This window comes from Brevibacterium sp. 'Marine' (assembly GCF_012844365.1).
Lineage (GTDB): Bacteria > Actinomycetota > Actinomycetes > Actinomycetales > Brevibacteriaceae > Brevibacterium.
Genome location: NZ_CP051626.1, coordinates 3,506,780 through 3,532,356, shown reverse-complemented (window position 1 = coordinate 3,532,356; position 25,577 = coordinate 3,506,780). Strand labels below are relative to the sequence as shown.

The 25,577-nt window shown below is 65.8% G+C and carries 20 protein-coding genes; 18 read left to right on the top strand and 2 right to left on the bottom strand.

The window, feature by feature from the left end; all coding sequences use genetic code 11:
• The first annotated feature begins 12 nt into the window (after window positions 1-12).
• The 15 genes from HF684_RS15895 to HF684_RS15825 all read left to right on the top strand — a co-directional run bounded on the left by HF684_RS15895 (window position 13) and on the right by HF684_RS15825 (window position 20,070).
• Window positions 13-1,818, top strand: coding sequence for a helix-turn-helix domain-containing protein (locus tag HF684_RS15895; protein WP_169253263.1), 1,806 nt, complete (start codon window positions 13-15; stop codon window positions 1,816-1,818).
• Between the two features lie 121 nt (window positions 1,819-1,939).
• Window positions 1,940-3,379: a diaminopimelate decarboxylase gene (locus HF684_RS15890; protein WP_169253262.1), complete on the top strand. Its 1,440-nt coding sequence runs from the start codon at window positions 1,940-1,942 to the stop codon at window positions 3,377-3,379.
• 187 nt (window positions 3,380-3,566) lie between these two features.
• Window positions 3,567-4,535: a TAXI family TRAP transporter solute-binding subunit gene (locus tag HF684_RS15885; RefSeq protein WP_098731825.1), complete on the top strand. Its 969-nt coding sequence runs from the start codon at window positions 3,567-3,569 to the stop codon at window positions 4,533-4,535.
• Entirely contained in the window at window positions 4,532-6,604 is a 2,073-nt protein-coding gene (locus tag HF684_RS15880) for a TRAP transporter permease (RefSeq protein ID WP_169253260.1), read from the top strand. Before HF684_RS15885 ends, HF684_RS15880 begins: the two co-directional genes overlap by 4 nt.
• 286 nt (window positions 6,605-6,890) lie before the next feature.
• Window positions 6,891-8,723, top strand: a complete 1,833-nt coding sequence (locus HF684_RS15875; protein ID WP_169253259.1) for an ABC transporter substrate-binding protein — start codon at window positions 6,891-6,893, stop codon at window positions 8,721-8,723.
• Between the two features lie 92 nt (window positions 8,724-8,815).
• Window positions 8,816-9,958: an ABC transporter permease gene (locus tag HF684_RS15870; RefSeq protein WP_248278985.1), complete on the top strand. Its 1,143-nt coding sequence runs from the start codon at window positions 8,816-8,818 to the stop codon at window positions 9,956-9,958.
• Complete coding sequence (locus HF684_RS15865) at window positions 9,958-10,869, top strand: ABC transporter permease (RefSeq protein WP_169253258.1); 912 nt, start codon at window positions 9,958-9,960, stop codon at window positions 10,867-10,869. The genes HF684_RS15870 and HF684_RS15865 overlap by 1 nt, the downstream gene beginning before the upstream one ends.
• Window positions 10,869-12,524 (top strand): ABC transporter ATP-binding protein, encoded by a 1,656-nt coding sequence (locus tag HF684_RS15860; protein ID WP_169253257.1) that lies wholly within the window; start codon window positions 10,869-10,871, stop codon window positions 12,522-12,524. The genes HF684_RS15865 and HF684_RS15860 overlap by 1 nt, the downstream gene beginning before the upstream one ends.
• Window positions 12,517-13,734, top strand: a complete 1,218-nt coding sequence (locus HF684_RS15855) for an LD-carboxypeptidase (RefSeq protein ID WP_169253256.1) — start codon at window positions 12,517-12,519, stop codon at window positions 13,732-13,734. Before HF684_RS15860 ends, HF684_RS15855 begins: the two co-directional genes overlap by 8 nt.
• Window positions 13,731-14,531: a serine hydrolase gene (locus HF684_RS15850; protein ID WP_169253255.1), complete on the top strand. Its 801-nt coding sequence runs from the start codon at window positions 13,731-13,733 to the stop codon at window positions 14,529-14,531. Before HF684_RS15855 ends, HF684_RS15850 begins: the two co-directional genes overlap by 4 nt.
• Window positions 14,532-14,645: 114 nt before the next feature.
• Window positions 14,646-14,954, top strand: a complete 309-nt coding sequence (locus HF684_RS15845; protein ID WP_035321156.1) for a DUF3870 domain-containing protein — start codon at window positions 14,646-14,648, stop codon at window positions 14,952-14,954.
• Window positions 14,955-15,201: 247 nt separating this feature from the next.
• Complete coding sequence (locus HF684_RS15840; RefSeq protein WP_169253254.1) at window positions 15,202-16,359, top strand: DUF819 family protein; 1,158 nt, start codon at window positions 15,202-15,204, stop codon at window positions 16,357-16,359.
• Window positions 16,360-16,576: 217 nt separating this feature from the next.
• On the top strand, window positions 16,577-17,833 hold the full coding sequence (locus HF684_RS15835; RefSeq protein ID WP_169253253.1) for a dipeptidase: 1,257 nt from the start codon (window positions 16,577-16,579) through the stop codon (window positions 17,831-17,833).
• Window positions 17,830-18,531, top strand: a complete 702-nt coding sequence (locus tag HF684_RS15830; RefSeq protein WP_169253252.1) for a type 1 glutamine amidotransferase — start codon at window positions 17,830-17,832, stop codon at window positions 18,529-18,531. Before HF684_RS15835 ends, HF684_RS15830 begins: the two co-directional genes overlap by 4 nt.
• A gap of 105 nt (window positions 18,532-18,636) precedes the next feature.
• Window positions 18,637-20,070, top strand: coding sequence for an APC family permease (locus tag HF684_RS15825; protein ID WP_248278984.1), 1,434 nt, complete (start codon window positions 18,637-18,639; stop codon window positions 20,068-20,070).
• A 2-nt stretch (window positions 20,071-20,072) separates the two neighbouring features.
• On the opposite strand, the gene HF684_RS15820 is transcribed toward HF684_RS15825, so the two are convergent.
• Window positions 20,073-20,282 carry a hypothetical protein gene (locus HF684_RS15820; RefSeq protein WP_169253251.1) on the bottom strand — a complete coding sequence of 70 codons (210 nt, stop codon included), beginning with the start codon at window positions 20,280-20,282 and terminating at the stop codon, window positions 20,073-20,075.
• 84 nt (window positions 20,283-20,366) lie between these two features.
• Between HF684_RS15820 and HF684_RS15815 the strand changes: the two genes are divergently transcribed.
• A complete protein-coding gene (locus HF684_RS15815) occupies window positions 20,367-20,762 on the top strand; it encodes a universal stress protein (protein WP_101554655.1) in 396 nt (131 codons plus the stop codon).
• A gap of 97 nt (window positions 20,763-20,859) precedes the next feature.
• On the opposite strand, the gene HF684_RS15810 is transcribed toward HF684_RS15815, so the two are convergent.
• A complete protein-coding gene (locus HF684_RS15810) occupies window positions 20,860-21,945 on the bottom strand; it encodes an NAD(P)/FAD-dependent oxidoreductase (RefSeq protein ID WP_169253250.1) in 1,086 nt (361 codons plus the stop codon).
• Window positions 21,946-22,123: 178 nt separating this feature from the next.
• On the opposite strand from HF684_RS15810, the gene HF684_RS15805 reads away from it, so the two are divergent.
• Window positions 22,124-22,783: a helix-turn-helix transcriptional regulator gene (locus tag HF684_RS15805; RefSeq protein ID WP_248278983.1), complete on the top strand. Its 660-nt coding sequence runs from the start codon at window positions 22,124-22,126 to the stop codon at window positions 22,781-22,783.
• Between the two features lie 408 nt (window positions 22,784-23,191).
• A complete protein-coding gene (locus HF684_RS15800) occupies window positions 23,192-25,498 on the top strand; it encodes an HNH endonuclease signature motif containing protein (RefSeq protein ID WP_169253249.1) in 2,307 nt (768 codons plus the stop codon).
• Window positions 25,499-25,577 lie beyond the last annotated feature (79 nt).

Sequence of the window (25,577 nt, the reverse complement as noted above, 5' to 3'; positions counted from 1 at the left end):
TACAGTGGGAGCATGACCGACACCGCGATCCTGCGACTGTCCCGCCTGATCCGGGACACGGAAGGGTTCCTCCTGCCGCTGACCGAGATGGCCGGCGACGTCGTGGTCGCTCGAGTCGAATTCGGCTTCGACCTGCCGACGACTCCCACGCAGACGTCGGCTGCACCGCACGCCGTCCAGCGAACTGCACCCCACTCCGGCCCGCCCACTGCTCCGCACACCGGCTCGCCTGCCGGCCCGCCCACCGAGGCGGTCGGCCACGCCGCCCTGACCGGGACCGTCGTCCTCGTCACCGAACCGGTGAGCAGTCCTGCCGGACTCGAGGCGGTGCTGGCAGGCTATGCGGGCGCCGCCGCCCTCGTCGTTCCGCCCGGAACGCACAGCCACCTCGGTGATGGGATCGAGCTGCGGGGGAGCGAGGGCCGGGTTCCGGTCCTCCTCGAACGCTCGCCGCATGTGACCTGGTCGGAGGTGCTCGTGCATCTGCGGCAGCTCACGGAGGGCGCGACGAGCGCCCTGGCCTGGCCCGATGTCGACGACCTCAGCGCACTGGCCGCCGTCATCGCCGAGACCACGGGCGCATCGATCACGATCGAGGACCCGGCCTCGCGTGTGCTCGCGCATGCCAACCTCGGCGGCGAACTTGATGAGATCCGACGCGCGACGATCCTGTCCGGGGCCATTCCCGACTGGCGGATCGCCGAGCTCGAGGCATCCGGTTTCCTCGACACGATCCGCCGTTCGACCGACGTCGTCGAACGACCCGCCGAAGGCACATCACCGGCCCGGTCGGTCATCGCACTGCGCAGCGAAGGCGAGCTCATCGGCACGATCTGGGCGGCCTACCCGGCCGAGGTCGACCCCGAACCGCTGCGCGAGGTGCTGCGCGATGCCGCCCGCGCGGCCCTGCCCGTGATGCTGCGGACCCTGCGCCGGTCGCCGTTCGAGAAGCGCATCCGTCGGGAGGCGCTCGGTGCGATCCTCGCCGGTTCGGCCGACCTCGGTCCGTCGGCGACCCTGCTGTCACTGCCGTTCTCCGGCAGCTTCTGCGTCCTCGCCTTCACCGAGGCGGCCCCCGACCGAGAGCCCGTCCTGCGGTTCCATCTCCGGGCCGCCTTCGCCGATGCCGTGCTCTCCCGGATCGAGTCGAGCACGGGGGCACATCTCGCGGCACTCGTGCAGATGAGCGAGCCGACGGGTGCGGCGCAGATCCGCGACCACGTGCTCTCTGCCCTGCGGCGATCGCTGCCGAGCGACGAGGCGCTCAGCTTCGGTGTCGGCTCTCCCGTCGACCGCCTCGACGAAGTGCATCGCTCCTGGTCCGAGGCCGTATACGTCGTCGACGCCGTGCACGGCAGACGGCGCGGCCTCGGCGGCCGAGGACGGGGTGCCATGAGCGGAGGCTCTGCGAGCGGCGGCGACGAGGAATCCCCGACCATCGTCGGAGCGACCGTCGAGGATGCGGCCGCCGAGGTCATCGGACTGCGCGTGGCCGATACGCTGCTGGCCGTCGAGCGCGACGCGCACGGCGCAGAACCCGCTGGTCGCAGCGGCGATATCGGCAGCGTCGCACGGCCGGCTCGGGCGCTGGCCCGGCATGACGCGCAGCACAACGGCAGCCTGCTCGAGACGCTGCGGGTCTATTTCGCCACGGTCGGCAACTCCGCCGAGGCGTCCCGTCGGCTGCACGTGCATACGAATTCGCTGCGGCACCGCCTGGGGCGGATCGAGGAGATCACGGGTCTGTCGACGGCCGAGCCGGCCGAGAGGCTGTGGCTCGAGCTCTCGGTGCTCGCCCACGATCGCGCGGGCGGCTGAAGGCTCGAGCAGCCACGTCGTGGGAAACCGACAATCGATCCCCGGGAAGTTTGGCGAATTATTGTTCGTTCATCGAGGTCGGCCGTCCTAGAGTGACACCAGATCACGAACAGAGGACGTTATGCCCAACAGCCACCACTCGATTGCCGACGGTCGAGCACAGGCGATCAGAGCGATCGCCGAGAACAGCCAGCCCCTCACCGACAACACCCCTGCCGAGGCGCGCGGAGTCGATCGCACTACCAAAAGCGGTTCCGTTCCCGTGGGCGTGCCCTCCCTGTCGGACGGCGTGCCCTCCCTGTCGGAGGGCGTGCCGGCGCTCTCGGATCGGGAGCCCGTGCTCGGGCTCATGGATCTCGATGCCATCGATACCGCGTTCGAGCGGCTCACTTCGGCGTTCGATTCGGACCATGAGGTGCTCCACGCGGTGGCCTGCAAAGCCGTGCCGCTGCGTTCGCTGCTCGAGCGCTATGCGCAGCAGGGCGCCGGATGCGAAGTCGCCAGCCCCGGCGAACTCGAACTCGCCCTGGCCGCCGGGTTCGCTCCCGAACGGATCGTCTTCGATTCCCCGGCCAAGACCTGGACGGAACTGCGTCGGGCCGTCGACCTGGGCGTGTCGATCAACGTCGACAACTTCGACGAACTCGCCCGCCTCGACCTGCTGCTGGAAGACAGACGACCGACCGTCGACGAGGCACGGATCGGCATCAGGATCAATCCGCAGTCGGGCACAGGCACGATCGGGGCGCTGAGCACCGCCACCGAGACGTCGAAATTCGGCATCGGACTCGCTGACCCCGGAGCCCGCGAAGCCGTGATCGAGGCGTACCTGGCGCGGCCCCGGCTGAATCAGATCCACGTGCACTCTGGTTCTCAGGGCATCAGCCTCGAGCGCGCCGCCGTCGGAATCCGCACCGCGGTCGATCTCGCGCAGGAGGTCAACGCGCGTGCCGGGACGCGGCAGATCACCCGCATCGATATCGGGGGAGGCCTGTCGGTGAACTTCGACGGCGAAGACATCACCCCGACCTTCGCCGACTACCGTGCGGTGCTCGAACAGCAGGTCCCCGACCTGTTCGACTTCGACATCGTCACCGAATTCGGGCGTGCACTGTTGGCCAAGGCCGGCACCGTCCTCACCCGCGTCGAGTACGCGAAGACCAGCGGCGGGCGCCGCATCGCCATGACTCACGCAGGCGTCCAGGTCGCCACCCGCACCGCCTACGCTCCGCACGACTGGCCGCTGCGGATCCTGCCGTTCACCGCTGACGGGGAACCGAAGATCGCCGAGGCGGTGCCCACGGACGTCGCCGGGCCCGCGTGCTTCTCCGGGGATCTGCTCGCTCGGGACCGCAGGCTGCCGCGCCTCGACGTCGGCGACCTCGTCGCCGTACCCGAGACCGGTGCCTACTACTTCTCCAACCCCTTCTCCTACAACCTGCTCCCGCGCGTGCCCGTCTACGGGTACCGCACCGCGGAGGAGGGCGACATGCACTTCGTCCTCATCCGAAGGGGCCAGACGATCGACGAGATCCTCGCCGAGGCGGGACAGCGGTGGTGACCGGCGCGGACCTGCGGTCTTCAGACGATGCTCAGGCAAGGCGGCTAACAATTCAGCAAACTTTCATGAATGACCTGTGCGAGAGGGCATCGTGCCTTTAGTCTCGACAGCAGGCGACTGAACTCTGAGCAGCTCGCCGAAGTATCTTGACCCCCGAAGAGGAGATCAGAAGATGAACATCAGACGGATGACAGTTGCGGCAGTCGCCGCCGTGGCGCTGGCGCTGACCGGGTGCGGCTCGGACGGCGGCAGCGGTGGAGGCGGTGAGACCACCGACGACCTCACGCTCGGCACCGGCGGCACATCGGGCACGTACTACCCTCTCGGCGGTGAGCTCGCTTCGATCTTCGAGGACAACGTCGACGGCGTGACAGTCAACTACGTCGAGTCCGGTGCCTCGGCCGAGAACCTCGGCAAGATCTACCAGGGCGAATGGCAGCTCGGCTTCACGCAGAGCGATACGGCCAACACCGCGGTCAACGGCGAGCTCGAAGACCTCGACGGGACGAAGATCGACAACGTCGGCTGGCTGGCCTCGCTCTACCCTGAGGCCGCTCACATCATCGTCCGCGAAGACTCGGGAATCGAATCGGTCGAGGACCTCAAGGGGAAGAAGATCGCGGTCGGCGACGCCGGTTCGGGCACGCGCGCCATCTCCGATGCCATCCTCGACGCCGCGGGCATCGGCGAATCCGACTACACCCCGGAGATCACCGACTTCGGCGCTTCGACCGACATGCTCGCCGACAAGCAGATCGATGCCACGATCTTCGTCGTGGGCACCCCGGTGGCGGGGCTGACCCAGCTGGCCGCGACGACCGACGTCAAGCTGCTCGGACTCGACGACGATACGACGAAGACGATCGAAGAGGGATCGGGTGCGGAGTCCTACGACATCCCCGCCGACGCCTATGACTTCCTCGACGAGGACGTCCCGACCGTTTCGGTGTTCGCCTCCTTGGTGGCCTCGACCGATCAGGTCAGTGAGGACACTGCCTACAACCTCACGAAGGCGCTGTTCGAGCACACCGACGACATCACTCTCGACGTCGGCAAGCTCATCACGAAGGACTCCGCCATGCTGGGAGTCGGCGACGTGCCGCTGCACCCGGGCGCTCAGAAGTACTTCGAAGAAGAGGGCATCGAGCTGCCGTGAGCGAAGATTCGACACCGACCCGGCCGTCCGCTGCGACGGCCGGGCCCGGCGCCGATGAGGTGGCCGCCGGAGAACGCGCATCGGCCGACGTACTCGCAAAGCATGACACCTCCAGCCGCTATCGCAAGGATCTCGGCTGGTGGGTCTGGGTGGTCGGCGGACTGTCCATCGCCTTCACCGTCTACCACCTCTATGCCGCACTCGAACGGCCCTTCAACACGTGGATGCACACATCGCTGCATCTCGCGGGCGCCACCGCGCTCATCTTCTTCCTCTACCCGCCGAGCCGCCGTCTCCTCGATGCACCGGCGACGGGCAACCGCGTCGCCGACGCACTGATCGGGCGCGGCAGCCGCATCCCCTGGTACGACGTGCTCCTCGGCTTTGCCGGACTCGGCTGCAATCTTTACGTCTTCGTCGAGTACTCGCGGCTGGTGAGCAACTCCGTCCAGATCCTCGGCTATTCGAACCTCGACTACTTCGTGGCGATCCTCGGCGTCCTGCTCATCCTCGAAGCCACCCGCCGGTGTGTGGGCCTTCCCATCGTCATCATCGGCGGCATCGCCATCCTCTACGGACTCTTCGGCAACTACAGCCCTGTGTTCACGCATTCCGGGATGAGTCTCGAGGACTTCGCGACGACGATGTTCCTGTCGAACGGATCGGGCATCTTCGGCACTCCGATCCAGGTCTCGGCGAACTTCATCTTCCTCTTCCTCTTCTTCGCCGTGATGCTCGTGCACACGAACATCGGACAGTTCTTCAATGACCTGGCCTTCCGTCTCACCGGCCGATTCACCGGCGGTCCCGCCAAAGCGGCGGTCGTGGCCTCCGGTCTCCAGGGCATGGTGTCGGGTTCGTCCGTGGCCAACACCGTCGCCTCGGGGTCGTTCACCATCCCGCTGATGAAGAGGTCGGGCTTCAAACCCCACTTCGCCGCCGCCACCGAGGCGACCGCCTCGACGGGCGGACAGCTGATGCCCCCGATCATGGGCGCGGCCGCGTTCATCATGGCGCAGAACGTCCCGGACCTCGAATACAACGGACTCATCGTCATCGCGATCATCCCGGCGATCCTCTACTTCCTCGGGGCCTTCCTCTCGATCCACTTCGAGGCGAAGACCGACGGGATCCTCGGGCTGTCCAAGGCGAGCCTGCCTGACGGCAAGGAGCTGCTCAAACGCCTCGACCTCCTGCTGCCGTTGGCCGTCATCATCCTCACGCTCCTGTCGGGGATGTCGCCGATCCGCGCCGCGCTGTTCGGCATCGGCACCGCGTTCTTCCTCAGCTTCCTGCGGAAGTCGACGCGGATGGATCCGCGCGGATTCGTCACGCTGCTCGTCGAGGGCGCCCGCACGGCACTGCCGGTGATCGCGGCCTGCGCGACGGCGGGCATCGTGGCCGGCACGGTCACGGCGACCGGACTGGGCGGACAGCTCGGCAAGGGGCTGGTCGATCTCGCCGGAGGCAACTTCTTCATCGTCCTGGTCATGGTCATGATCGCCTGCATCGTCCTCGGCATGGGCCTGCCGACGACCGCGAACTACGTCGTCACGGCCACTGTCGCCGCACCGATCCTGTACAACAACTTCGATGTGCCGCTCATCGCGGCGCACATGTTCGTGTTCTTCTTCGGGATCCTCGCCGACATCACCCCGCCGGTCTGCCTCGCAGCCTATGCCGGCGCCGGCATCGCCAGGGCCAATCCGATGCGTGCGGGCGTCACCGCCGTGCGGATCGCCATCGCCGGGTTCCTCATCCCCTACGTGTTCATCCTCGAGCCGGCTCTGCTGCTCCAGGGCACGTGGCAGGAGCTCCTGTTGGCGCTCGTGACCGTGATCCTCGGCATGATCGGAGTGTCCTCGGGTCTGGCCGGGTACTTCATGGGTCGGGCCAACATCGTCGAGCGGGTGCTGCTGTTGGCCGCCGGGATCACCCTGATCTACCCGAACATCTGGGTCTCTCTCGTCGGTCTCGTCGTGCTCGTCGCGGTCGCGCTCATCCAGCGGCTGCGGAAGGCCACGACCACCACCGAGATTGCCGCCCAGAGGGCCGCGGCCACGGCCTGATTCCCTCGTCGGTCCGCGAGCCGTGCCGAGTGCACGGCTCGCGGACCGTTGTCATGTGATCCGAGTCGCCTGCGCGTGCCCGACCGTCGTGTGCGAGCACGTTCCGATTGTGCTGATCGCACAAGGCGACACGCCAGAAGTTGTGAGCTGGTGCTGCGGTTTCACACCCGTTCCGGCATAGAGTGACAGACAACACATTTCGGCGGTCGCAGGCGGAGAACTCATGACCACGGTCCGGCCGCCGCAGGCAGGAGCCGCCTCCGGCGGCCGGAACCGAAGGGGTCCAATGGTCACTCAACACTCGCTGCGCCGCACCGTGCGCGTGAGCCTGCGCCGATGCCTGGCCGGCATCGCGGCGCTGGCACTCGCCGGATCGATGGCCGCCTCCCCGGCACAGGCCGCCGACTCGGAGGCTCCCGCCGCTGAGAACGTGCTGCGGATCGCCACCGACGGATTCATCGACTCCTTCAACCCGTTCACCTCCTTCTACCTCGTGCCGACGAACACCTTCCGGTACATGTATGAGAACCTCGTGGCCAACGACGCCAAGGACGGGTCGGTCACCGAGGGACTCGCCACCGAATGGAACACGGACTCCGACGGCAAGGTCTGGACCTACACGATCCGCCCGGACATGAAATGGTCCGACGGGGAACCGCTGACCTCGAAAGACGTCGCCTGGACCTATAACCAGATGATGGACAACGACGAGATGGCGGTGGCCAACGGCAGCCTCGTCGAGAACTTCGCGAAGGTCGAGGCCCCCGACGATTCCACCGTCAAGATCACCCTGAAGAAGGCGCAGGCGAACAACCCCGGCCAGGAGATCCCCGTCGTGCCGGAACACGTGTGGTCGAAGATCGACAACCCCGGCGAATTCAAGAACGACGAGAAGTCCGTGGGTTCGGGACCCTTCCAGCTCGACAGCTATGAGGCGAACAAGTCGATCACGCTCAAGGCGAACCCGAACTTCTGGCGCGGCAAGCCGAAGCTCGACGAGATCCAATACCGCTACTACACGAACTCCGATGCGCAGGTGCAGGCGATCCGCTCCGGCGAGGTCGACTTCATCACCGGCCTCAGCCCGGATCAGTTCACGGCACTGGAGAACGCGGACAACGTCGAACTCAACGACGGCAACGGCCGCCGCTTCAACGGAATCTCCATCAACCCGGGTGTCGCCGACGCCGACGGCAAGGAATTCGGAACCGGCAACGAGGCGCTGGGGGACAAGAAGGTCCGCCAGGCCATCCGTGCCGGCATCGACACCGAGACCCTGCGCAAACAGGTCATGCAGGACTATGCGCAGCCGGCCACGAGCTTCATTCCCGCCGTCTACCCGGACTGGGCGCTGAGCCCCGACAACCCGGTCGTCAGCGGATTCGACGTCGACCGCGCGAAGACGCTCCTCGACGACGCCGGTTGGAAGGAAGGCTCCGACGGCATCCGCGAAAAGGACGGCGAGAAGCTGCAGCTGCGTTTCCTCACCGATGCCGACGTTCCGACGGAGCAGAGCACCGCGAAGTTCCTGAAGCCGTGGATGAAGGACATCGGCATCGACCTGAAGAACGAATCGACCGATGCCGACACCGAGTCCGAACGCACCACCAAGGGCGACTACGACATGTACTTCTCGGGCTGGTCGATCAACCCCGATCCCGACTACCAGCTGAGCATCAACACCTGCGGTCAGCGCCCTGACGCCGAAGGCAACGGCGGCACCAGCCAGGACGGCTGGTGCAACAAGGAATTCGACAAGCTCTATCAGGCCCAGCACGTCGAGCTCGACCAGGCCAAGCGTCAGGAACTCGTGCAGAAGGCACTGGCCATCCACTATGAAGAGGCCCCCTCGGTGACGCTGTGGTACCCGAACCAGCTCGAGGCCTACCGCTCCGACCGGTTCGAGAACTTCACCAAACAGCCTTCCGACGGCGGCGCCATCGCCAACCAGGTCGGCTACTGGGGCTACTCCTCGGTCGAACCCGTCAGCGCAGGGGAGGCCACCGGCGGCGGAATGGGCGCCGGCGGTTGGATCGGAATCGGAGCCGCGGTCATCGTCGTCCTCGGCGGAGGCGGCTGGCTGCTCAGCCGCCGCAGGAAGTCCGACGACCGCGAATAGTTCCCGCGCCCACAGTCCGGGTGCCGCGCCACCCGCGCCATCTACGGCACCCGGACCCACGGGCCTCTGTCCTCATCACCTGGAGCACCACAGTGAGCACACCCACCCACGATCCCCATTCCGGGGATCGCCCTGACCGAGGAACGGACACGGCGACCCCGGGCACCGACCCCACGAACCCCAGCTCCGCCTCGGCGCAGGGAACTGCCGACACCGCCGACCCGAACCCTGCCGACGTCGACATGGACGAACCTCCGGCCGGCGGATCGTTCGCCCGCTACTTCCTGCGCAAGCTCGGCGGGGCTGCGACCTCGATGGTCCTGGTCATCGTGCTCGGCTTCTTCGCCTTCCGCATGCTGCCCGGCGACCCCGTGCTCAAGATCGCGAAGGAACGGCCGATGTCCCCGGCGCAGATCGCCGAGCTGCGCAGCCAGTACGGACTCGACAAGCCCGTCATCGTCCAGTTCTGGGACTACCTCGTCGGCATCGTCACCGGCGATCTCGGCGAGTCCTACGTATACCGGAAATCCGTGTCCTCCCTCATCGGCGACTACCTCGGCCCGACCCTGCTGCTCACGGGCACCGCAGCCGTCATCGCCATCGCCCTGGGCCTGTGGCTCGGGCAGCTCTCGGCCTGGCGGCGCAATTCCCTGTTCGACAAACTCGCGTCCTCGACCTCGCTGATCTTCTGGTCCGTGCCGACGTTCTGGCTCGGCCTCATCCTGCTCATGATCTTCGGCGGCACCCTGCAGTGGCTGCCCACCGGCGGCATGATCACCCCGGGGCTCGACCCCTGGTCGCCGGCCGGGATCATCGACGTCATCACGCACCTGATCCTGCCGGTCGTCTCGCTCGTCGCCGTCGTCTATGCGCAGTTCCTCATGATCATGCGCGCCTCCCTGCTCGAGGAGATGAGCGAGGACTACCTCACGACGGCCCGCGCAAAAGGCCTCACCGAGGATGAAGTCCGTCGCCGTCACGCCGTGCCCAACGCGCTGCTGCCGACCGTCACCGTCGTCTTCCTCCACATCGGCGGGCTCATCGCCGGTGCGGTCACCGTCGAAGCCGTGTTCTCATGGCCGGGACTGGGCAAACTCACCTTCGAAGCCATCCGCGGCCCTGACCTGCCGCTGCTGCAGGGCACCTTCGTCGTGTTCTCGGCGCTCATCATCGTCATGAATCTCGCCGCCGACATCGTCTACCGATTCCTCGATCCCCGCGTCAGGAGGGTCTGATGAGCGCGAACACCCCCGCCGTCGACGGCGCGAAGCTCGTGCGCGAACGCCGGCTGAACAATGCGAAGAAGAACTGGGCGCTCTTCCGCTCCGACGCCCCGGCTCTCATCGGCGCCGTCGTTCTCCTCTTCTTCATCGTCATCGCGATCGCCGCTCCGCTCATCGCGCCGGCCTCGATGCTCGACGTCACGAAGCAGCTCGACGTGCCCCGCTACGCCCCGCCGAGCCTCGACCATCCCCTGGGCACCGACGACCTGGGTCGGGAGATGTGGGTGCGCATCCTCTGGGGAGCGCGAGTGTCGATCCTCGTCGGCGTCGCCGCGACCGTGATGTCGATGCTCATCGGCACCATCATGGGCCTGGCCGCCGGTCACTTCTCGGGACTGTTCGGCGGCATCATCATGCGCATCGTCGACTTCTTCATCGTCCTGCCCTCCCTGCTGTTGGCGATCGTCCTGTCCTCCGTGCTGGAACGCGGAGTCTTCACGATCGTCGTCGCCATCGGACTGACCTCATGGGCGTCGACGGCACGGATCGTGCGGTCGCAGACGCTGAGCGTCGAATCCCGGCTCTACATCGAAAGGGCGCGCATCCTCGGTGCCGGTCATTCCCATATTCTGTTCCGGCACCTGCTGCCGGCGGTGATGCCGCTCGTGCTCGCGAACACGACCCTGACCGTCGGAGGGGCGATCATCGCCGAGTCGACGCTGTCGTTCCTCGGCCTCGGCGACACGTCCAAGGAATCGTGGGGCACGATCCTGAAGAACTCGATGGACGTGTCAGCGGCGACCTCCGGCTACTGGTGGTACGTGCTCACCCCGGGTGTGGCGATCCTGCTCGTCGTGCTCGCGTTCACGATGGTCGGGCGCGCATTCGAGGCCATCATCAACCCCGCCCTGAGGAGCCGCTGATGACCGATCTGCAGTTCGAGAACGTCTCGATCACCTACCGGTCCTCCTCAGACCGCGGGGACGTCGTCGCCGTGCAGGACGTCAGCCTCGACCTGCCCTCCGGGGCCACACTGGGCATCGCCGGGGAGTCCGGGTCGGGGAAATCGACGTTGATCATGTCGGCCCTGCGGCTGCTGCCGAAGTCGGCGCGCCTCGACGGGCGGGTCCTCCTCGGCGGGCAGGACATCCGAGAGCTGAGCTTCGGCCAGATCCGCGCGGTCCGGTGGGCACAGGCCTCGATCGTCTTCCAAGGCGCCCTGCACTCGCTCAACCCCGTCCGCGAGGTCGGGAGTCAGATCATCGAAGCCCTCGAACACCACTCGAAGGACACGTGGACGACTCCGCAGAAGCGCCGGGATCGGATGTTCGAACTCCTCGCCGAGGTCAATCTCGAAGCAGCGAAGTCGAGTGCATACCCGCACGAGCTCTCCGGCGGGCAGAAGCAGCGGATCATGATCGCCATGGCGCTCGCCTGCGAGCCGGATATCATCATCGCCGACGAGCCGACGACGGCCCTGGACGTCATCGTGCAGAAGCAGATCCTGACCGGCCTGGCCCGCCTCGTCGCCGAACGCGGGATCTCCCTGCTGATGATCAGCCACGACCTCGCCGTGCTCTCAGCCGTCTGTGCGGATCTTGCGATCATGCGCCACGGCCGCCTCGTCGAATACGGACCCAGCGACGACGTCTGCCTGTCCCCGCAGGAGGACTACACGCAGCAGCTCGCCGGTGCGTTTCCGCAGATCGGGGACCCCGAATCCCGGTTGAATCCCCGGACGCGGAGGCCCGCCGAGGTGGCCCGGGCCGAACCGTTCACCATGACGGATGAGGTGGTGCTCGAGGCGAAGGACCTCAGCGTCTCCTTCGACACCCGGCGGGGCCGCGAACGTGCGGTGCGCGGGGTGGATCTGCAGCTGAAGAAGGCAGAGATCCTCGCCGTCGTCGGCCAGTCCGGTTCGGGGAAGACGACTCTGGCACGGTCGCTGCTCGAGCTGCAGGAGGTGGAGGCAGGTTCGCAGCTGTTCTTCGCCGGCAAGCCGCTGCCGCGGAAGGCGAAGGAGCTGCGGGCCTTCCGGCGGCAGGTGCAGATGATTCTGCAGGACCCGGCCGGATCGCTCAATCCCAAACGCAGCGTGTATGAAGCCGTGGTCGAAGGCCTGAAGGTGCAGGGGATCAAAGACCGTGAGTACGAGCGGGTCGTCGGTGCCCTCGCAGCCGCCGAACTCACCCCGGCCGAGGACTATCTCGAATCGATTCCACAGGAGCTCTCCGGCGGACAGCGGCAGCGCGTCGTCATCGCCGGTGCCCTGGCGCTCGACCCGCAGGTGCTCATCGCCGATGAGCCTGTGGCGTCGTTGGATGCGTCTGTGCGCGGGGAGATCCTGTCGCTGTTCCTCGCGCTGAAGAAGAACCTCGGCATGAGCGCGCTCATCATCACCCATGATCTCGGCCTGGCCTGGAACATTGCGGACACGGTGGCCGTGATGAAACGAGGGGAGATCGTCGAATACGGTGAGGTCGAGAAGGTGCTGTCCGATCCGCAGCACGAATACACGCAGGAACTGCTCGCAGCGGTTCCCCGACTGGGAAGTCAGAGTCTGGTGAGGAATGAGTAGGCAGGATTCGGCCGGAGCCGTCGGTGCAGGCGGTGCTGCGCCGGCGGAAGACCGCGTGGGACGCCCCGCACCGAGCCCCTATCTTCGCACCGCGCCCCTGGCCGCCGGTGACACCGTCCGACTGATCGCGCCGTCGGGACCCACCGACGAGGAATCACTGCAGCGCGCCATCGCTCAGCTCGAATCCTGGGGTCTCACCGTCGTGCCCGGTGGCAACGTCCGCGGCCGGCACCCGCGGGTGACGTACCTGGCCGGCACCGACGCCGAGCGTCGCTGCGACCTCGTCGATGCCTGGTGCGATCCGGACACGGATGCGGTGATCGCGCTGCGCGGAGGCTTCGGGGCCATGCGGCTGCTCGACGGCATCGACTTCGACCTCATGCGCAGGCATATGCTGCGCCGGGACGGACGCCCCAAACTGCTCACCGGGTCCTCGGACATCACCGCCCTTCACCAGGCATGGGAGCACCACCTCGGGGTCGCCACTCTGTTCTGCCCGATGGTCGGCAACGACCCGTTCAAGAACTCGACGGTCGTCCCGGACGAGGTCGCCTCGTGGCTGTTCCAACCGTGGGGCGGCCGCGAACTCGGCTTCCCCGCTGATATCTCGGCGGGGGCTGCCGCTGACGCCTCGGCGGACGAAAATAGGTCACCATCGGACATTTCAGACGCAGAAAAGTCTCCGAAAGCGACCACCTTTCTGCCGGACACCGCTGCGGACGATGCGGCACGCCCGCTCAGCCGGGCTCAGACGTTGGTCCCGGGGGAGGCGAAGGGCCGCCTCGGCGGGGGAAACCTCAGTCTCATCGCCGCTGGGATGGGCAGTCCCGAGCTCAGCGACGTGCGGGAACGACGCGAGCGGCAGGGCCCGAGCATCCTCATGCTCGAAGACGTCGACGAGGAACTGTATCGGCTCGACAATCTCATGGTGCAGCTGGTCCGCGGCGGATGGTTCACCTCGGCAGATGCGGTGGTGCTCGGGTCGTGGCAGGACTGCGCGGCCGTCCACGAGGTGGAGGCGCTGATGATCGACTACCTCGGCGGACTGGGGGTACCGATCGTGTCGGAGATGGGGTTCGGCCACGATCCCGATGCCCCGAGTGCCCCGCTCGGTGTCGATGTCACCCTCGAGGCCGAGCCCGGGGAGCGGCCGCGACTGTGGGTGGATGCGCCGGCGAATACGACAGCAGAAGGAGAGACTCGATCATGAGCGAACTGAGATTCGACGGACTGCCCGGGGTGCGCTTCAGCGCTCTGGCCTTCGACGTCGACAGCGGGGAACGGGTGTTCGCCCACAATGAGAACGACGAACTCGACACCGCCAGCATGGGCAAGGTCTTCCTGCTCCACACTGCCCTGCAGATGGCGGTGGACGGGACCCTTGACCTGGAGGAGCGACTGCATCGACGGCCGTCGGAGAGGGTCGACGAATCCGGGATCTGGTACCTCATGGAGCAGGACGATCTGAGCATCTTCGACGTCGCTCTGCTCATCGGCGCGTTCAGCGACAACTTCGCCACGAACGTGCTCATCCGCCGGGTCGGACTGGCGAATGTCGCTGATCAGGTGGTCGACCTCGGGTACCGGAACTCGGGTCTGCACGACTTCCTGCGCTGGCCGCGTCCGGCCAAGGCGCCGCGGACCCTGTCGACGGGCACGGCCGCTGAGCTCAGCGATTTCATGGCCCGGCACGCCAAGGACGAGTTCTGGGACGAGTCGACGAACGAGATCTTCCGGCGCTGGTTGGGAGCCGGCGCGGACACCTCGATGGTCGCCTCGGCGTTCGATCTCGACCCGCTCGCTCACTACAACTACCAGCGGGATGTGTGGGTGTGGAACAAGACCGGCACGAACGGGACGATCAGGGCCGATGCCGGGATCGTGATGACGCGGACGCGTCGCGTCGCCTACGCGGTGTTCGCGAACTGGGAGCCGGGCACCGACCGCGTCGTCGACGTCATGCCGGTCATGCGCGAAGCCGGCGACGCGATCCACCGGTTCCTCTGAGCGTCCACTGAATTCGACTGCCGCCGATGGGAGCTCGCCTTTCGCCTGACGAATGCTCCCGACTGCTTTCGGACCGGTCTAGGCGTGGAGAGCCGTGGGGTAGTCTGGTGGGCGATGTCCGACACGATCTACCTCACAGGCGAAGCGAAGGCTCCGTCGAACAACCCGATCACCAGCCAGTTCGGGCTGTTCTACGTGGCGTTCGAGATCGCACCGGACACCCACCGAATCCTCGATGTGGACTGCACGGCGACGTTGGCTCTGACCCGGAACTTCATTCGGAGCCTGTTCGTCGATGCCGACATCACGGACCCCGGTCGACTGATCGAGCGCATCCAGCGCCGCTACCACGGATCCTCGCAGAAGGCGCTGATCACAGCTGTGAACAACGCCGCGAAGAAGTATCGCGAGGTCGCCGCCTAGGCAGCACGTCCGACCACCCCGATTGCCCGGGCCCTCACCGGACCGGATCCGATCGACAACTGCACATTGCTCCATCCCGGAGGGCATCCTCGGTGCTGCCCGTGGCCCTGCCACCGGCTCATCCGGTGCTGCTGTCACCCGCGCCGATTGCGGTGCCACCAGCAGCGCCCGCAGCAGCGGCGCCAGCAGCGGCACCGTCGGCTCTGCCGTGCTCGGGATGGACTTATTCAATGAGGAAGTGTCGTAAGTGATCACGGACGGTTTTCTATTCATCAGCCTGCTCCTGGCGATCTCCGCAGCGCTCGTCGTCGCGGACCGGAGCGGACGTTTCAAGCTCTTCAAGTATGTGCCCGGCTTCGTCATCCTCTATATCGTGGCGGCGCTGCTCAACACCTTCGGCGTCTTCGACCATGACGGCGGGGACATCACCGCCGTCGGTGACACCCTGCGCGAGGTGATGCTGCCCGCGATGATCCTGCTCATGCTGTTCAAATGCGATGTTCGGCAGATCATCAAGCTCGGACCGAAGCTGCTGCTCACCTTCGCCGTGACCGCGGCGAGCATCATCGCAGGCTTCATCATCAGCTACCTCATCCTGCACTCCAGCCTCGACCCCGAGGCGTGGAAGGCCCTCGGCGCCCTCAACGCCTCCTGGACGGGAGGTTCGGCGAACATGGTTGCGGTGCAGGAGGTCCTCCAAGCGCCCGAGAACGTGTTCGGCTACGTCCTCATCGTCGACACGGTGCTCTACTCCTTCTGGCTGCTGCTCGTCTTCTCCTCCGTCACCGTCTCCGACAAGTTCGACACGTGGACGAAGGCCGATATGTCGAAGCTCGACTTCACCGACACGATCGCCGCTGAGGACGAGAAGCCGATGACGCTGCCATCGATCTTCGGACTCATCGGATTCGCACTTCTGGCCTCGGCCCTGGCGATCCGCCTCGGCGAACTGCTGCCCGAAGTCGGAGCGGTCATCGACGGCACAGCGTGGACGATCCTCATCGTCAGCGTCCTCGGCCTGGCCATCGGATCGACTCGCTTCGGCAGGACCGCCGGATCCAACGAACTCGCGACGATCCTGCTCTACCTCATCATCGGCATCATCGCCTCCGGCTCGGACTTCACCTCCCTGGCCGAAGCGCCGCTCTACCTGGTGGCGGGAATCATCGTCCTGGTCGTCCACATCGTCATCATGCTCATCTACGCGAAGCTCACCCGCACCGAGCTCTTCAGCATCGCCGTCGCCAGCACCGCGAACATCGGCGGAATCGCCTCGGCACCGGTCGTCGCGGGCGCATTCAACCGGCAGCTCGTCCCCGTCGGCGTGCTGTTCGCGCTCATGGGCACGTTCCTGGGCACGTTCCTCGGCCTGTGGTCGGCGCAGATCCTGTCCGGGCTGGCATGATGAACGGATCGAACCCACCTCGCCGAGGCGGCCGACCTCCCCACCGTGGGCGTGCCGCTCCAGGCGCGCACCGTGTAAGCCGTGTCCGGTCCGACCGTCTCGACGGCCCTGACAGTTTGCACGTGCCCGCCGCGGTAGCTCGCATCCGCCCGCTCCGGCGGACTGCATCCGTCCACCCCCGCACCGACCCAATCCGCCCGACCGGAAGGACCCGACCATGACCGCACCCACCACCGAATCCGCACCCAACACCGAATCGGCACCCAACACCGAATCCGCACCCAACGCTGAATCGGCAGCAGCCGCAGCATCCGCCCCCGCCGTCGACGTCTTCGACGGCCACAACGACCTCGCCTGGTACCTGCGCGAGGAACGCGACTACAGCGTCGAGGGGCTCAACGATCCGGCCGTCTCTCCGTTCACTACGATGGATCAGCTCGCGGCCGGCCACGTGGCCGCGCAGTACTGGTCCGTCTACGTCCATTCCTCGATCACCGGTCCTGATGCCATCAAGGCCACATGGGAGCAGATCGACGCGGTCCAGCGCGTCGTCACCGCCTACCCCGAACGACTCGCCTTCGCGCGTACTGCCGCCGATGTCCGCGCCGCCCGCGCTGCTGGCAAGGTCGCCTCCCTGATGGGCGTCGAAGGCGGTCAGCAGATCGACGAGTCCCTGGCCGTGCTGCGGTCCTACGCTCGCGCAGGGGCCCGCTACATGACACTGACCTGGTCGACCACTCATTCCTGGGCGGACTCGGCCACGGACGAACCGGTCCATGGAGGCTTGAGCGCCTTCGGCCGCGAGGTCGTCGCGGAGATGAACCGGATCGGGATGATCCTCGACCTCTCCCACGTCGCGCCCACCGTCATGCACCAATCGCTCGACCAGAGCACGCTGCCGGTGCTCTTCACCCACTCCTGCGCGTACGGTCTCAACCCGCACCCGCGCAACATCCCCGACGACGTCCTCGACCGCGTGCCCGACAACGGGGGAGTGGCGATGATGACCTTCGTGCCCTCGTTCGTCTCGAACGCCCGCCGCGAGTGGGTCGACGCCGGAGAGCAGGGGACCGCCCCCGAGGTGACCGTCGCCCAGGTCGCCGACCACTGCGATTACGTGCGCGAGCGGATCGGCATCGACCACATCGGACTCGGCGGCGACATCTGCGGAGTCGATGAGCTGCCGACCGGACTCGGGGACGCCGGCCAGTACCCGACCCTGTTCGGCGAGCTCGCTTCGCGCGGATGGTCGCAGAGCGACCTGCGCAAGATCGGCTTCGACAATGCGATGCGCGTCCTCGACGCACACGAGGACGCGTACACGGCATTCCTCGGCTCCGCAGACGACGCACCGTCCGTGGCAAACGGCCCGACCGCCTCGGCGGGGGATGCCGGCGTCGGCAACACCGGTCATGCACACCACGCTGCTCCCGCAGGCAACGGCCCGGCCGCCTCGGCGGGGGCGGAATCATGACGCGGCTGCTCGTCATCGTCAATGACATCGATTCCCAGCCGGGACTGCTGACACGGTGGATGATCAGCGAGAACGTCGAGTTCGATCTGCGCATCGGCGGGGTCTCACCGCTGCCCGGGCCTGCCGAGCTCGATGCCTATGACGGGCTCATCATGCTCGGCGGCGGGTACATGCCCGATGAGACGGACCGTGCGCCGTGGTTGGCCGATGAGGCCGCACTCGTCCGCCGTGCGCTGGAGCTGGATCTGCCGCAGTTCGGGATCTGCCTCGGCGGGCAGCTCATCGCCCATGTCATCGGGGGTGATGTGCGCGCGCAGACCGGTGCGCCGGAGAAAGGGTACACGCAGATCGACACCACCGCCGAGGCGGCCGCGGACCCGGTGTTCTCCGCGATCCGGCCACGGACGTCGTTCGTCGAAAGCCACGTCGACCGCATCGTCGCCCTCCCCGAGGAGGCGTCCCTGCTGGCCACGAGCGCAGCGTGTGAATTCCAGGCGTTCCGAGTCGGTCAGGCGTGGGGAACGCAGTTCCATCCGGAGTCGACGCGGGTGAACATCGAGCGCTGGGATGCGGAGAAACTGCAGACTTTGGGGTTCGATAAAGATACCCTGTTGGAAGAAGCGAAGGAGCTCGGGCCGGAGAGCGAACGGGATTCGCAGGCACTGTTCTCGGCGTTTCTCACGGTGGTTCGGAACTGAGGCTTGTATGCGAGGCTCGTGTCTGAGGCATACTGGGCGAGGCTCTGACCACAGTCAGGGCTGCCAGGTATGCGGCACGGCTGCCGCATTGGACACGGAGGAATCGTGAGCGACAAAGAACCCACGACGACGATCGACCCCGGTGACGGCCACCAGCCCGAGACCCTCAAGCGGGTCATGGGGCCGAAGCTGCTGCTTCTGTTCATCGTCGGTGACATCCTCGGAACCGGCGTCTATGCCCTGACCGGCAAGGTCGCAGGGCAGGTCGGCGGTGCCGGTTGGGCGCCGGTGATCCTCGCCTTCCTCATCGCGCTGATCACCGCGTTCTCATATATGGAGCTCGTGACGAAGTACCCGCAGGCCGCGGGTGCCGCGCTGTACACGCACAAGGCGTTCGGGGTCCACTTCGTGACGTTCCTCGTCGCCTTCGCCGTGCTCAGCTCCGGAATCACCTCGGCATCGACGGCGTCGAACGTCTTCGCCGCGAACCTCGTGGCCGGATTCGGTTGGGACGTCTCCGGCACAGGGGTGATGTGGATCGCGCTGGCGTTCCTCACCCTCATCGCGCTGATCAACCTCCGCGGAGTCGGGGAGAGCGTCTGGTTCAACGTCGTCCTCACTCTCATCGAACTGAGCGGTCTGCTGCTGGTCATCGTCGTCGGGTTCTTCGCCCTCGGCGCGGGCGATGCCGACTTCTCACGCGTGATGATCTTCGAGACCGAGGGCGACAAGAGCGTCTTCCTCGCGGTCACCGGCGCCACTGCGCTCGCTTTCTTCTCCATGGTCGGCTTCGAGGATTCGGTGAACATGGTCGAGGAGACGAAGGATCCGCGGATCTTCCCGAAGATCATGCTCTCGGGCCTGACGATCACCGGCATCATCTACGTCCTCGTCTCCCTCGTCACCGTCGCGGCCGTGCCGATCGGCGTGCTCACCGAGAGCGAGACACCGCTTCTCGAGGTCGTCCGCGAAGGCGCTCCCGGCCTGCCGATCGATACGATCTTCCCGTTCATGACGATGTTCGCCGTCGCGAACTCGGCGCTGATCAATATGCTCATGGCCAGCCGACTGCTCTACGGTATGGCCAAGCAGAACGTGCTCCCTCCCGTGTTCGCGAAGGTCCTGGCCGGCCGCCGGTCGCCGTGGGTGTCGATCATCTTCACGACGCTGATCGCCTTCGCGCTCATCTTCTTCGTGACCTCGATCCTGCCCGAGACGGTGACCGCGTCCCTGGGCGGCACCACCTCGCTGCTGCTGTTGGCCGTGTTCGCCGTCGTCAACGTTGCGGTGCTCATCCTGCGCAAGGACAAGTCCGGCAATGCCGAACACTTCAAAGCACCGACGGTTCTGCCGTGGATCGGTGTCATCACCTGCGTGTTCCTCGTCGGTCCGTGGGCCCGCCTCGATGAGCTCATCCAGTATCAGATCGCCGCGGCGCTCGTCGGCATCGGTGTCGTCCTGTGGGCCGTGACCTGGTTCTGGAACCGATCGACGAAGGGCACGAGCACCCGATTCCGCAATCCCGAAGAGCTGACGTGAGCTCATCCCCTCGCCGAGGCGGTGCCGTCCCTCCCCGGAACGGTGCCGCCCTTCCCGGGAACGGTGCCGCCCTTCCCCGGAACGGTGTCGTTCTTCCCGGGAACGGTGCCGTTCTTCGCCGCGTCAGTGCGTTCTCTCGCCGAGGCGGCCCTGCCGTCTCGTGCGGACGTGCACCGCAGCTCCGGTGCGCTCGGGATCACCCACCGAGCCATGTCCGTATAGCTCGATATGCTTGAATGGCGGGTTCCCGACCTGCGCACTCGGATCTGTACAGCTCAATCCAATGAAGGTGAAAAATGACAGTACTCGTCGGTTATGTCAACAATCCCGCCGGGCATGCTGCTCTCGATGCCGGCATCGCGCAGGCGAAGAAGGACGGGAAGGAGCTCGTCGTCGTCAATGCGTCACGATCGGCGCAGCGCAACGACTCCTACCGCCTCGGCGAGGGGGAACTCAGGTCGGTCAACGACTACCTGACCCGGGCGGACGTCGAGTTTCGCGTGCTGACTTCGGGCAGCGAATACGACCCGGCCGAGCAGATCCTCGACACCGCCACCGAGGTGGGGGCCGAGCTGATCGTGCTCGGAACCCGGAAGCGCACCCCGGTCGGGAAGTTCCTGCTCGGGTCGACTATCCAGAAGGTCATCCTCGACGCAACAGCTCCGGTGCTGTGCGTCAAAGCCGCGCACTGAGGGCTCGACGGCAACGGCCGCTGCGTGCTTCACTCAGCGGCAGCGGCCGCTGCGTACGTGGCTCAGCGGCAGCGGCAGCGGCTCTTGCGTACGCGGCTCAGCCGAGCCGCTCCATGATGAGGTCGGCGTTGACATGCGCGCCGGCAAGCACGCCGCTGGCGGTGCTGGCCACGACCATCGCTGACACGTCGGCGCTGTTGCCGACCGCCCAGACGCCGGGCACGTCGGTCTGTCCGGCCATCTGCGTGGGGATATAGGTGCCCATCCCGCTCGGGTGGGCAACGACCTCGCCGCCGAGCTGGGCGAACAGTTCGGCGTTCGCCCGCGCATATGCACCGACGGCCAGCGCATCGAAGGTGCGAGCGTTCGCGCCGTCCGCGGATTCGTCAGCCGTCAGCGAAACGACGGTGTCGGAGTCGGTGCGGGCCACCTCGGTGACGGTGGAATCGATGTACTCGATGCCGAGCGTCTCGAGCATTGCCGCCTGCTCGGAATCGGGAGCCGGAGCGGCGTGGCGGATGAAGCTGACCCGGTCGCTGAGCTGGGAGAACAGCATCGCCTGGTGGTACGACATGGCCGTCGTGCCGATGACCCCGATGCGCTGCCCGCGCACTTCATAGCCGTGGCAGTAGGGGCAGTGCAGGACGGTATCGCCCCACCCCTCGGCCAGGCCCGGGACGTCCGGAAGTTCGTCACTCAGACCGGTCGCGATGATGATGCGGCGGGCCCTGACATCGACCCCCGCCGAGGTGGTCAGTTCGAATCGATGTCGCGGAGCCGCCTCGGCGGAGTTGGGGTCGGAATCGATCGTGCGCGCGTTCTGCACAGTCGCATCGATGAAAGCGACGCCGTATTCCGCGGCCTCGGCGCGGCCTTTCGCCACGAGATCCTGGGGTCTGATGCCTTCGTGACCGAGGACGTTGTGTGCGTGCGGGCTCGAGGAATTGCGCAGTTGGCCGGCGTCGATGACGACGACGGATCGCAGCGAACGGGCCAAGGCGATGGATGCGGCGAGGCCTCCTGCGCCACCGCCGATGACGGCGACATCGAAGGAGTTCTGCGCGGATTCGGCGGATGATGCGAGTGTCTCGGACGGGGAAGGTCGTGAACCTTCTGAAGAGGAGGGACGTGAACCTTCTGATGCGGAAGGTCGTGAGTACTCGGGTGTGGATGGGGCAGTCATGATTCTCCTGTGTGCGGATGAGTGGATGTGCGGATGTGCGGTCGGAACGTGGATGGTGCTTTTGTGGCGAGCCGGTGCCGGACCGGTGGGATCCTCGGCGATGATTCGAGTGTGCTCCTTGTGCGTGTGAATCCGCAAATACATTTGCAGAAACAGCAAATTCTGTCATGCTGAGGGCATGGGAGAATCAAGGGAGTCGGCGGAGAGCGCTGCCCATTCGACGGATCGAATGTCGGGGATGCTTGCTGACGGGGCCGCCCCGGTCGAGGCGCAGGAAGCCATCAGGCAGTCGTTGGCCGGCGTCGGTGCCCGGCTGCGGAGTCTGCGGCAGGAGCAGAACCGCACCCTCGATGAGGTGGCCGAGCTGGCCGGAATGTCGACGAGTACGCTGTCGCGGCTGGAATCCGGGAAGCGCAAGCCGAGCTTGGAGCTGCTGCTGCCGCTGGCTGGGGTCTACGGCCTCCCGCTCGATGAGCTTGTGGGAACCCCGCCGATCGGGGATCCGCGCATACACATCTCGCCGCGGAAGTTCCATGACCAGACCATCCTGCCGCTCAGTCGCGGAGCGATCGGTGTGCAGGCCTTCAAACACATCGTCGACGGGCGGCAGACACCGAAGCTCGGTGCGCTGAAAACCCACCCGGGATTCGAATGGGTGTATGTGATCCGCGGTCGGCTCACTCTCATCCTCGGTGATCGGACGATGATCCTCAGCGCAGGTGAGGCCGCCGAATTCGATACTCGGACTCCGCACTGGTTCGGGGGAGCCGACGACGATGGCGTCGAATATCTCAGTCTCTTCGGCCCGGAGGGGCAGCGGGTTCACATGAAGAGCTGACTGGAGCTGCGAGCCGGAGCGGGCGCTCGTAGGTGTGGTGGGGCGGTGGTTGTGCGCGCTCGAGTGCGGCGGGATGCGAGTTCCTGCGTGACTGTGGTGAGGCGCTGGTCCTGCGCGCTTGACTGCAGCGGGGCGTTGGCTCTGCGCGCTCGCGTCAGTGGCGAGAAGTAGTCTTGGTCCACTTCGTCGACGGTTTACGAGAAACCTCTCGTCTGACCGTCGCCGGCGATCATGGTCAACCACCGCGCATCGGTTTCTATCTTCATTGGACCACAATAAATCGTACAAAATAGGATCTCGAGAAAAATATCTCGAAGAAATCGTACAAAACTATGGACTCTGTTCTATTGACGAATTAGAATAGGGGCAAGCCGAAAACATCAACGATGATGAACGGACACCGAGAATATGGCTCTCATCCCCGACCGAAGGTACGACGAGCACAGCGAACGCGAGGCAGGAAAGGCTTCGCAGGCACCACCCCCTCAAGGTTCACCGCCCAGTGGCCTCCCTCCAACTGCAGCTGGCTCTTCTGTCTGTTCTGCCGACGGCGACTCCTCCAGGTCGACCTACCGGGAGCTGCTCGCTGAGGCCGGATTCGATCTGACCGGTCACCCTCTCGCCGACAGATTCGACGCGATCGCGGACAACCTGGTCGACGGCGAGGCAGGCGCCGAAGTGAGCACGGCCGTCGAAAGAGTCGCGGCTGTCGAAGGGGTCGCAGCCGTCGAAGGCGTCGCGGCCGTCGAAGGCGTCGCGGCCGTCGAAGGCGGCAGCCAACCGGCCGCTGTTGAGGGCGATGCAGATGATTCGCCTCTCCCGGGCGGCGATATCCGCGCCGGTCAGGGGCTCTGGACGAGTCGGACGACGATGCCGGAGACCGAGGCAGAAGTTCAGGCATGCATCAAAGAGATCGAAGCACGCCAAAGCGCGTGGATGAAGGTTAAGCGCGAAGAACGCGAGGCACAGAAAGCTGCGGAGCGTGAGGAATTCCTGCGGAAGAACCCGCAGGCTCGCGCAGAGGACGAGGAGCTCGCGCGGGAAAGAGCGGAGTGGAACGCCCGCGTTGAACGGTACGAGGCGAAGAAGCGAGCGCAAGAAGAAGCTGAACGTATCGCTGAGGCGGAACGCACGGAGCGACACAAGGCCCTCGCCGAACACTATGACTCCGAAGCTGACGCGCATCCCCTACTCGACGAATTTCGCTGGTCAGACCTGAAGCACGCAGCCCCAGAAGTCGCAGAAAGCATCTGCGCTCTGCAGGGCCTGCTCGACGGGCTCCACGACTTCACCCGCCCCATGGGGCCGGATGACGCGGTGACTCTTCTCGACGGTCTTGAGACCTTGAACCGTCTGACAGAATCCCTGTCGATCGTGACGCTCTCCGTGTTCGAACGTGTCGGCACGCCCCGTGACTACGGCGCGAAGACGACGAAGGCGCTGGTCCAACATCGCCTGAACCTGTCCGCACACGAGGCTCAACGCCGCACTCAGCTCGCCGAGTGCCTGGGAAAGCGGACCAGCATCAGCGGGGAATCGATCGAAGCGCAGTTTCCGATTCTCGCAGCGGCCCTTCGTGAAGGAGTGCTCTCGGCAAACCAGGCGTCGACGATCTCCAAATGCTTGAAGAACCTGCCGGTGAACGTATCCGAAGACGACAAGATCAAGGCCGAAAGTCTTCTTGTCGAAAAGGCTCAGGCTGTTCGTGTCTGCGATATCCATGCACTCTTCGAAGAGATTCTGGGCTGGATCGATCCCGACGGCCAGGAACCGAAGGAAGCGGCGGATCGGGACAGCTTCGCTGTCAACCTGCGCCAGGCGAAGGACGGAACGTGGACCCTCAAAGGTCGCCTCGACGAGGAGACCGGAGGGATCCTCAACGGACTGCTGACCTCACGCATCAAGACTGACTCACCGTCAGATGATGAGGGCTGCGACGATACGGCAGCCAGCGGGGCTGACCGTGATCGAGAAATCGTGGACACCTTCTCGGAAGTCCTACGCGGCGACCGCTCGGACTGTCTCGACCCTTCCCTCGACTTCGCTCCTCCGCAGGTCGGCGAGAATGGAGAGATCCCGCAGGGAGCCGGTGTGAAACAGGACGGCACTCTGGTGGCCATGGCGGCTGAACAGCCGAGTGTGCGCCGTCGCATCTACGAGCGCTTCTCCAGCGTCATCGGCAGCATCGAGATGAACCGCATCAAGGCCGGAGCGGCTTACGCGCTGGTCGTCACGGCCAAGGCTGAAGATGTGGCGAACCAGACCGGCAAAGCCGTGACCGGGGTAGAAGCGCCGTTCCCGATCGACGCCGCGGTTCTGGAAGGGCTGAATGGTTCGGTCTTCTTCCACCTCATGGGCGAGAAAGCGAAATCGATGGCACTGGCGACAGAACGACGCTTGGCCACCGAGAAGCAGCTGGCGATCCTCGCCAGTCGCGACCAGGGGTGCACATTCCCCGGGTGCGACACTCCTCCCGGCTGGTGCGAAGCGCACCATATCGTCCCGTGGGCCGAAAACGGAAAGACCGACGTCAACAACCTCACCTTGGCCTGTTCCGCGCACCACCACCTGCTTGATTACACCGAGTGGGACTGCAGAATGCTCATCGACGGTCGGCCCGCGTGGGTGCCACCGGCGACCATCGACCCAGCACAGGAACCGGTGCTGCACGCACGGTTCATCGCGCGGGAAATCGGAGAGACTCTCTTCGGCTGACCGTCAGGCCGGCCACCTCCGGTTGATCGCCAGACCGGCTCACTTCGGCTGACCGCCGGATGGACCCTCTTCGGCCGAT

Bases quoted from the DNA above. Each gene is read 5' to 3' on its own strand.
- HF684_RS15845 (WP_035321156.1), top strand. From the start codon at position 14,646: ATGTCCGACACGATCTACCTCACAGGCGAAGCGAAGGCTCCGTCGAAC.
- HF684_RS15830 (WP_169253252.1), top strand. From the start codon at position 17,830: ATGACGCGGCTGCTCGTCATCGTCAATGACATCGATTCCCAGCCGGGA.
- HF684_RS15865 (WP_169253258.1), top strand. From the start codon at position 9,958: ATGAGCGCGAACACCCCCGCCGTCGACGGCGCGAAGCTCGTGCGCGAA.
- HF684_RS15855 (WP_169253256.1), top strand. From the start codon at position 12,517: ATGAGTAGGCAGGATTCGGCCGGAGCCGTCGGTGCAGGCGGTGCTGCG.
- HF684_RS15885 (WP_098731825.1), top strand. From the start codon at position 3,567: ATGACAGTTGCGGCAGTCGCCGCCGTGGCGCTGGCGCTGACCGGGTGC.
- HF684_RS15895 (WP_169253263.1), top strand. From the start codon at position 13: ATGACCGACACCGCGATCCTGCGACTGTCCCGCCTGATCCGGGACACG.
- HF684_RS15875 (WP_169253259.1), top strand. From the start codon at position 6,891: ATGGTCACTCAACACTCGCTGCGCCGCACCGTGCGCGTGAGCCTGCGC.
- HF684_RS15800 (WP_169253249.1), top strand. From the start codon at position 23,192: ATGGCTCTCATCCCCGACCGAAGGTACGACGAGCACAGCGAACGCGAG.
- HF684_RS15805 (WP_248278983.1), top strand. From the start codon at position 22,124: ATGGGAGAATCAAGGGAGTCGGCGGAGAGCGCTGCCCATTCGACGGAT.
- HF684_RS15835 (WP_169253253.1), top strand. From the start codon at position 16,577: ATGACCGCACCCACCACCGAATCCGCACCCAACACCGAATCGGCACCC.
- HF684_RS15820 (WP_169253251.1), bottom strand. From the start codon at position 20,282: ATGGCTCGGTGGGTGATCCCGAGCGCACCGGAGCTGCGGTGCACGTCC.
- HF684_RS15890 (WP_169253262.1), top strand. From the start codon at position 1,940: ATGCCCAACAGCCACCACTCGATTGCCGACGGTCGAGCACAGGCGATC.
- HF684_RS15815 (WP_101554655.1), top strand. From the start codon at position 20,367: ATGACAGTACTCGTCGGTTATGTCAACAATCCCGCCGGGCATGCTGCT.
- HF684_RS15850 (WP_169253255.1), top strand. From the start codon at position 13,731: ATGAGCGAACTGAGATTCGACGGACTGCCCGGGGTGCGCTTCAGCGCT.
- HF684_RS15860 (WP_169253257.1), top strand. From the start codon at position 10,869: ATGACCGATCTGCAGTTCGAGAACGTCTCGATCACCTACCGGTCCTCC.
- HF684_RS15810 (WP_169253250.1), bottom strand. From the start codon at position 21,945: ATGACTGCCCCATCCACACCCGAGTACTCACGACCTTCCGCATCAGAA.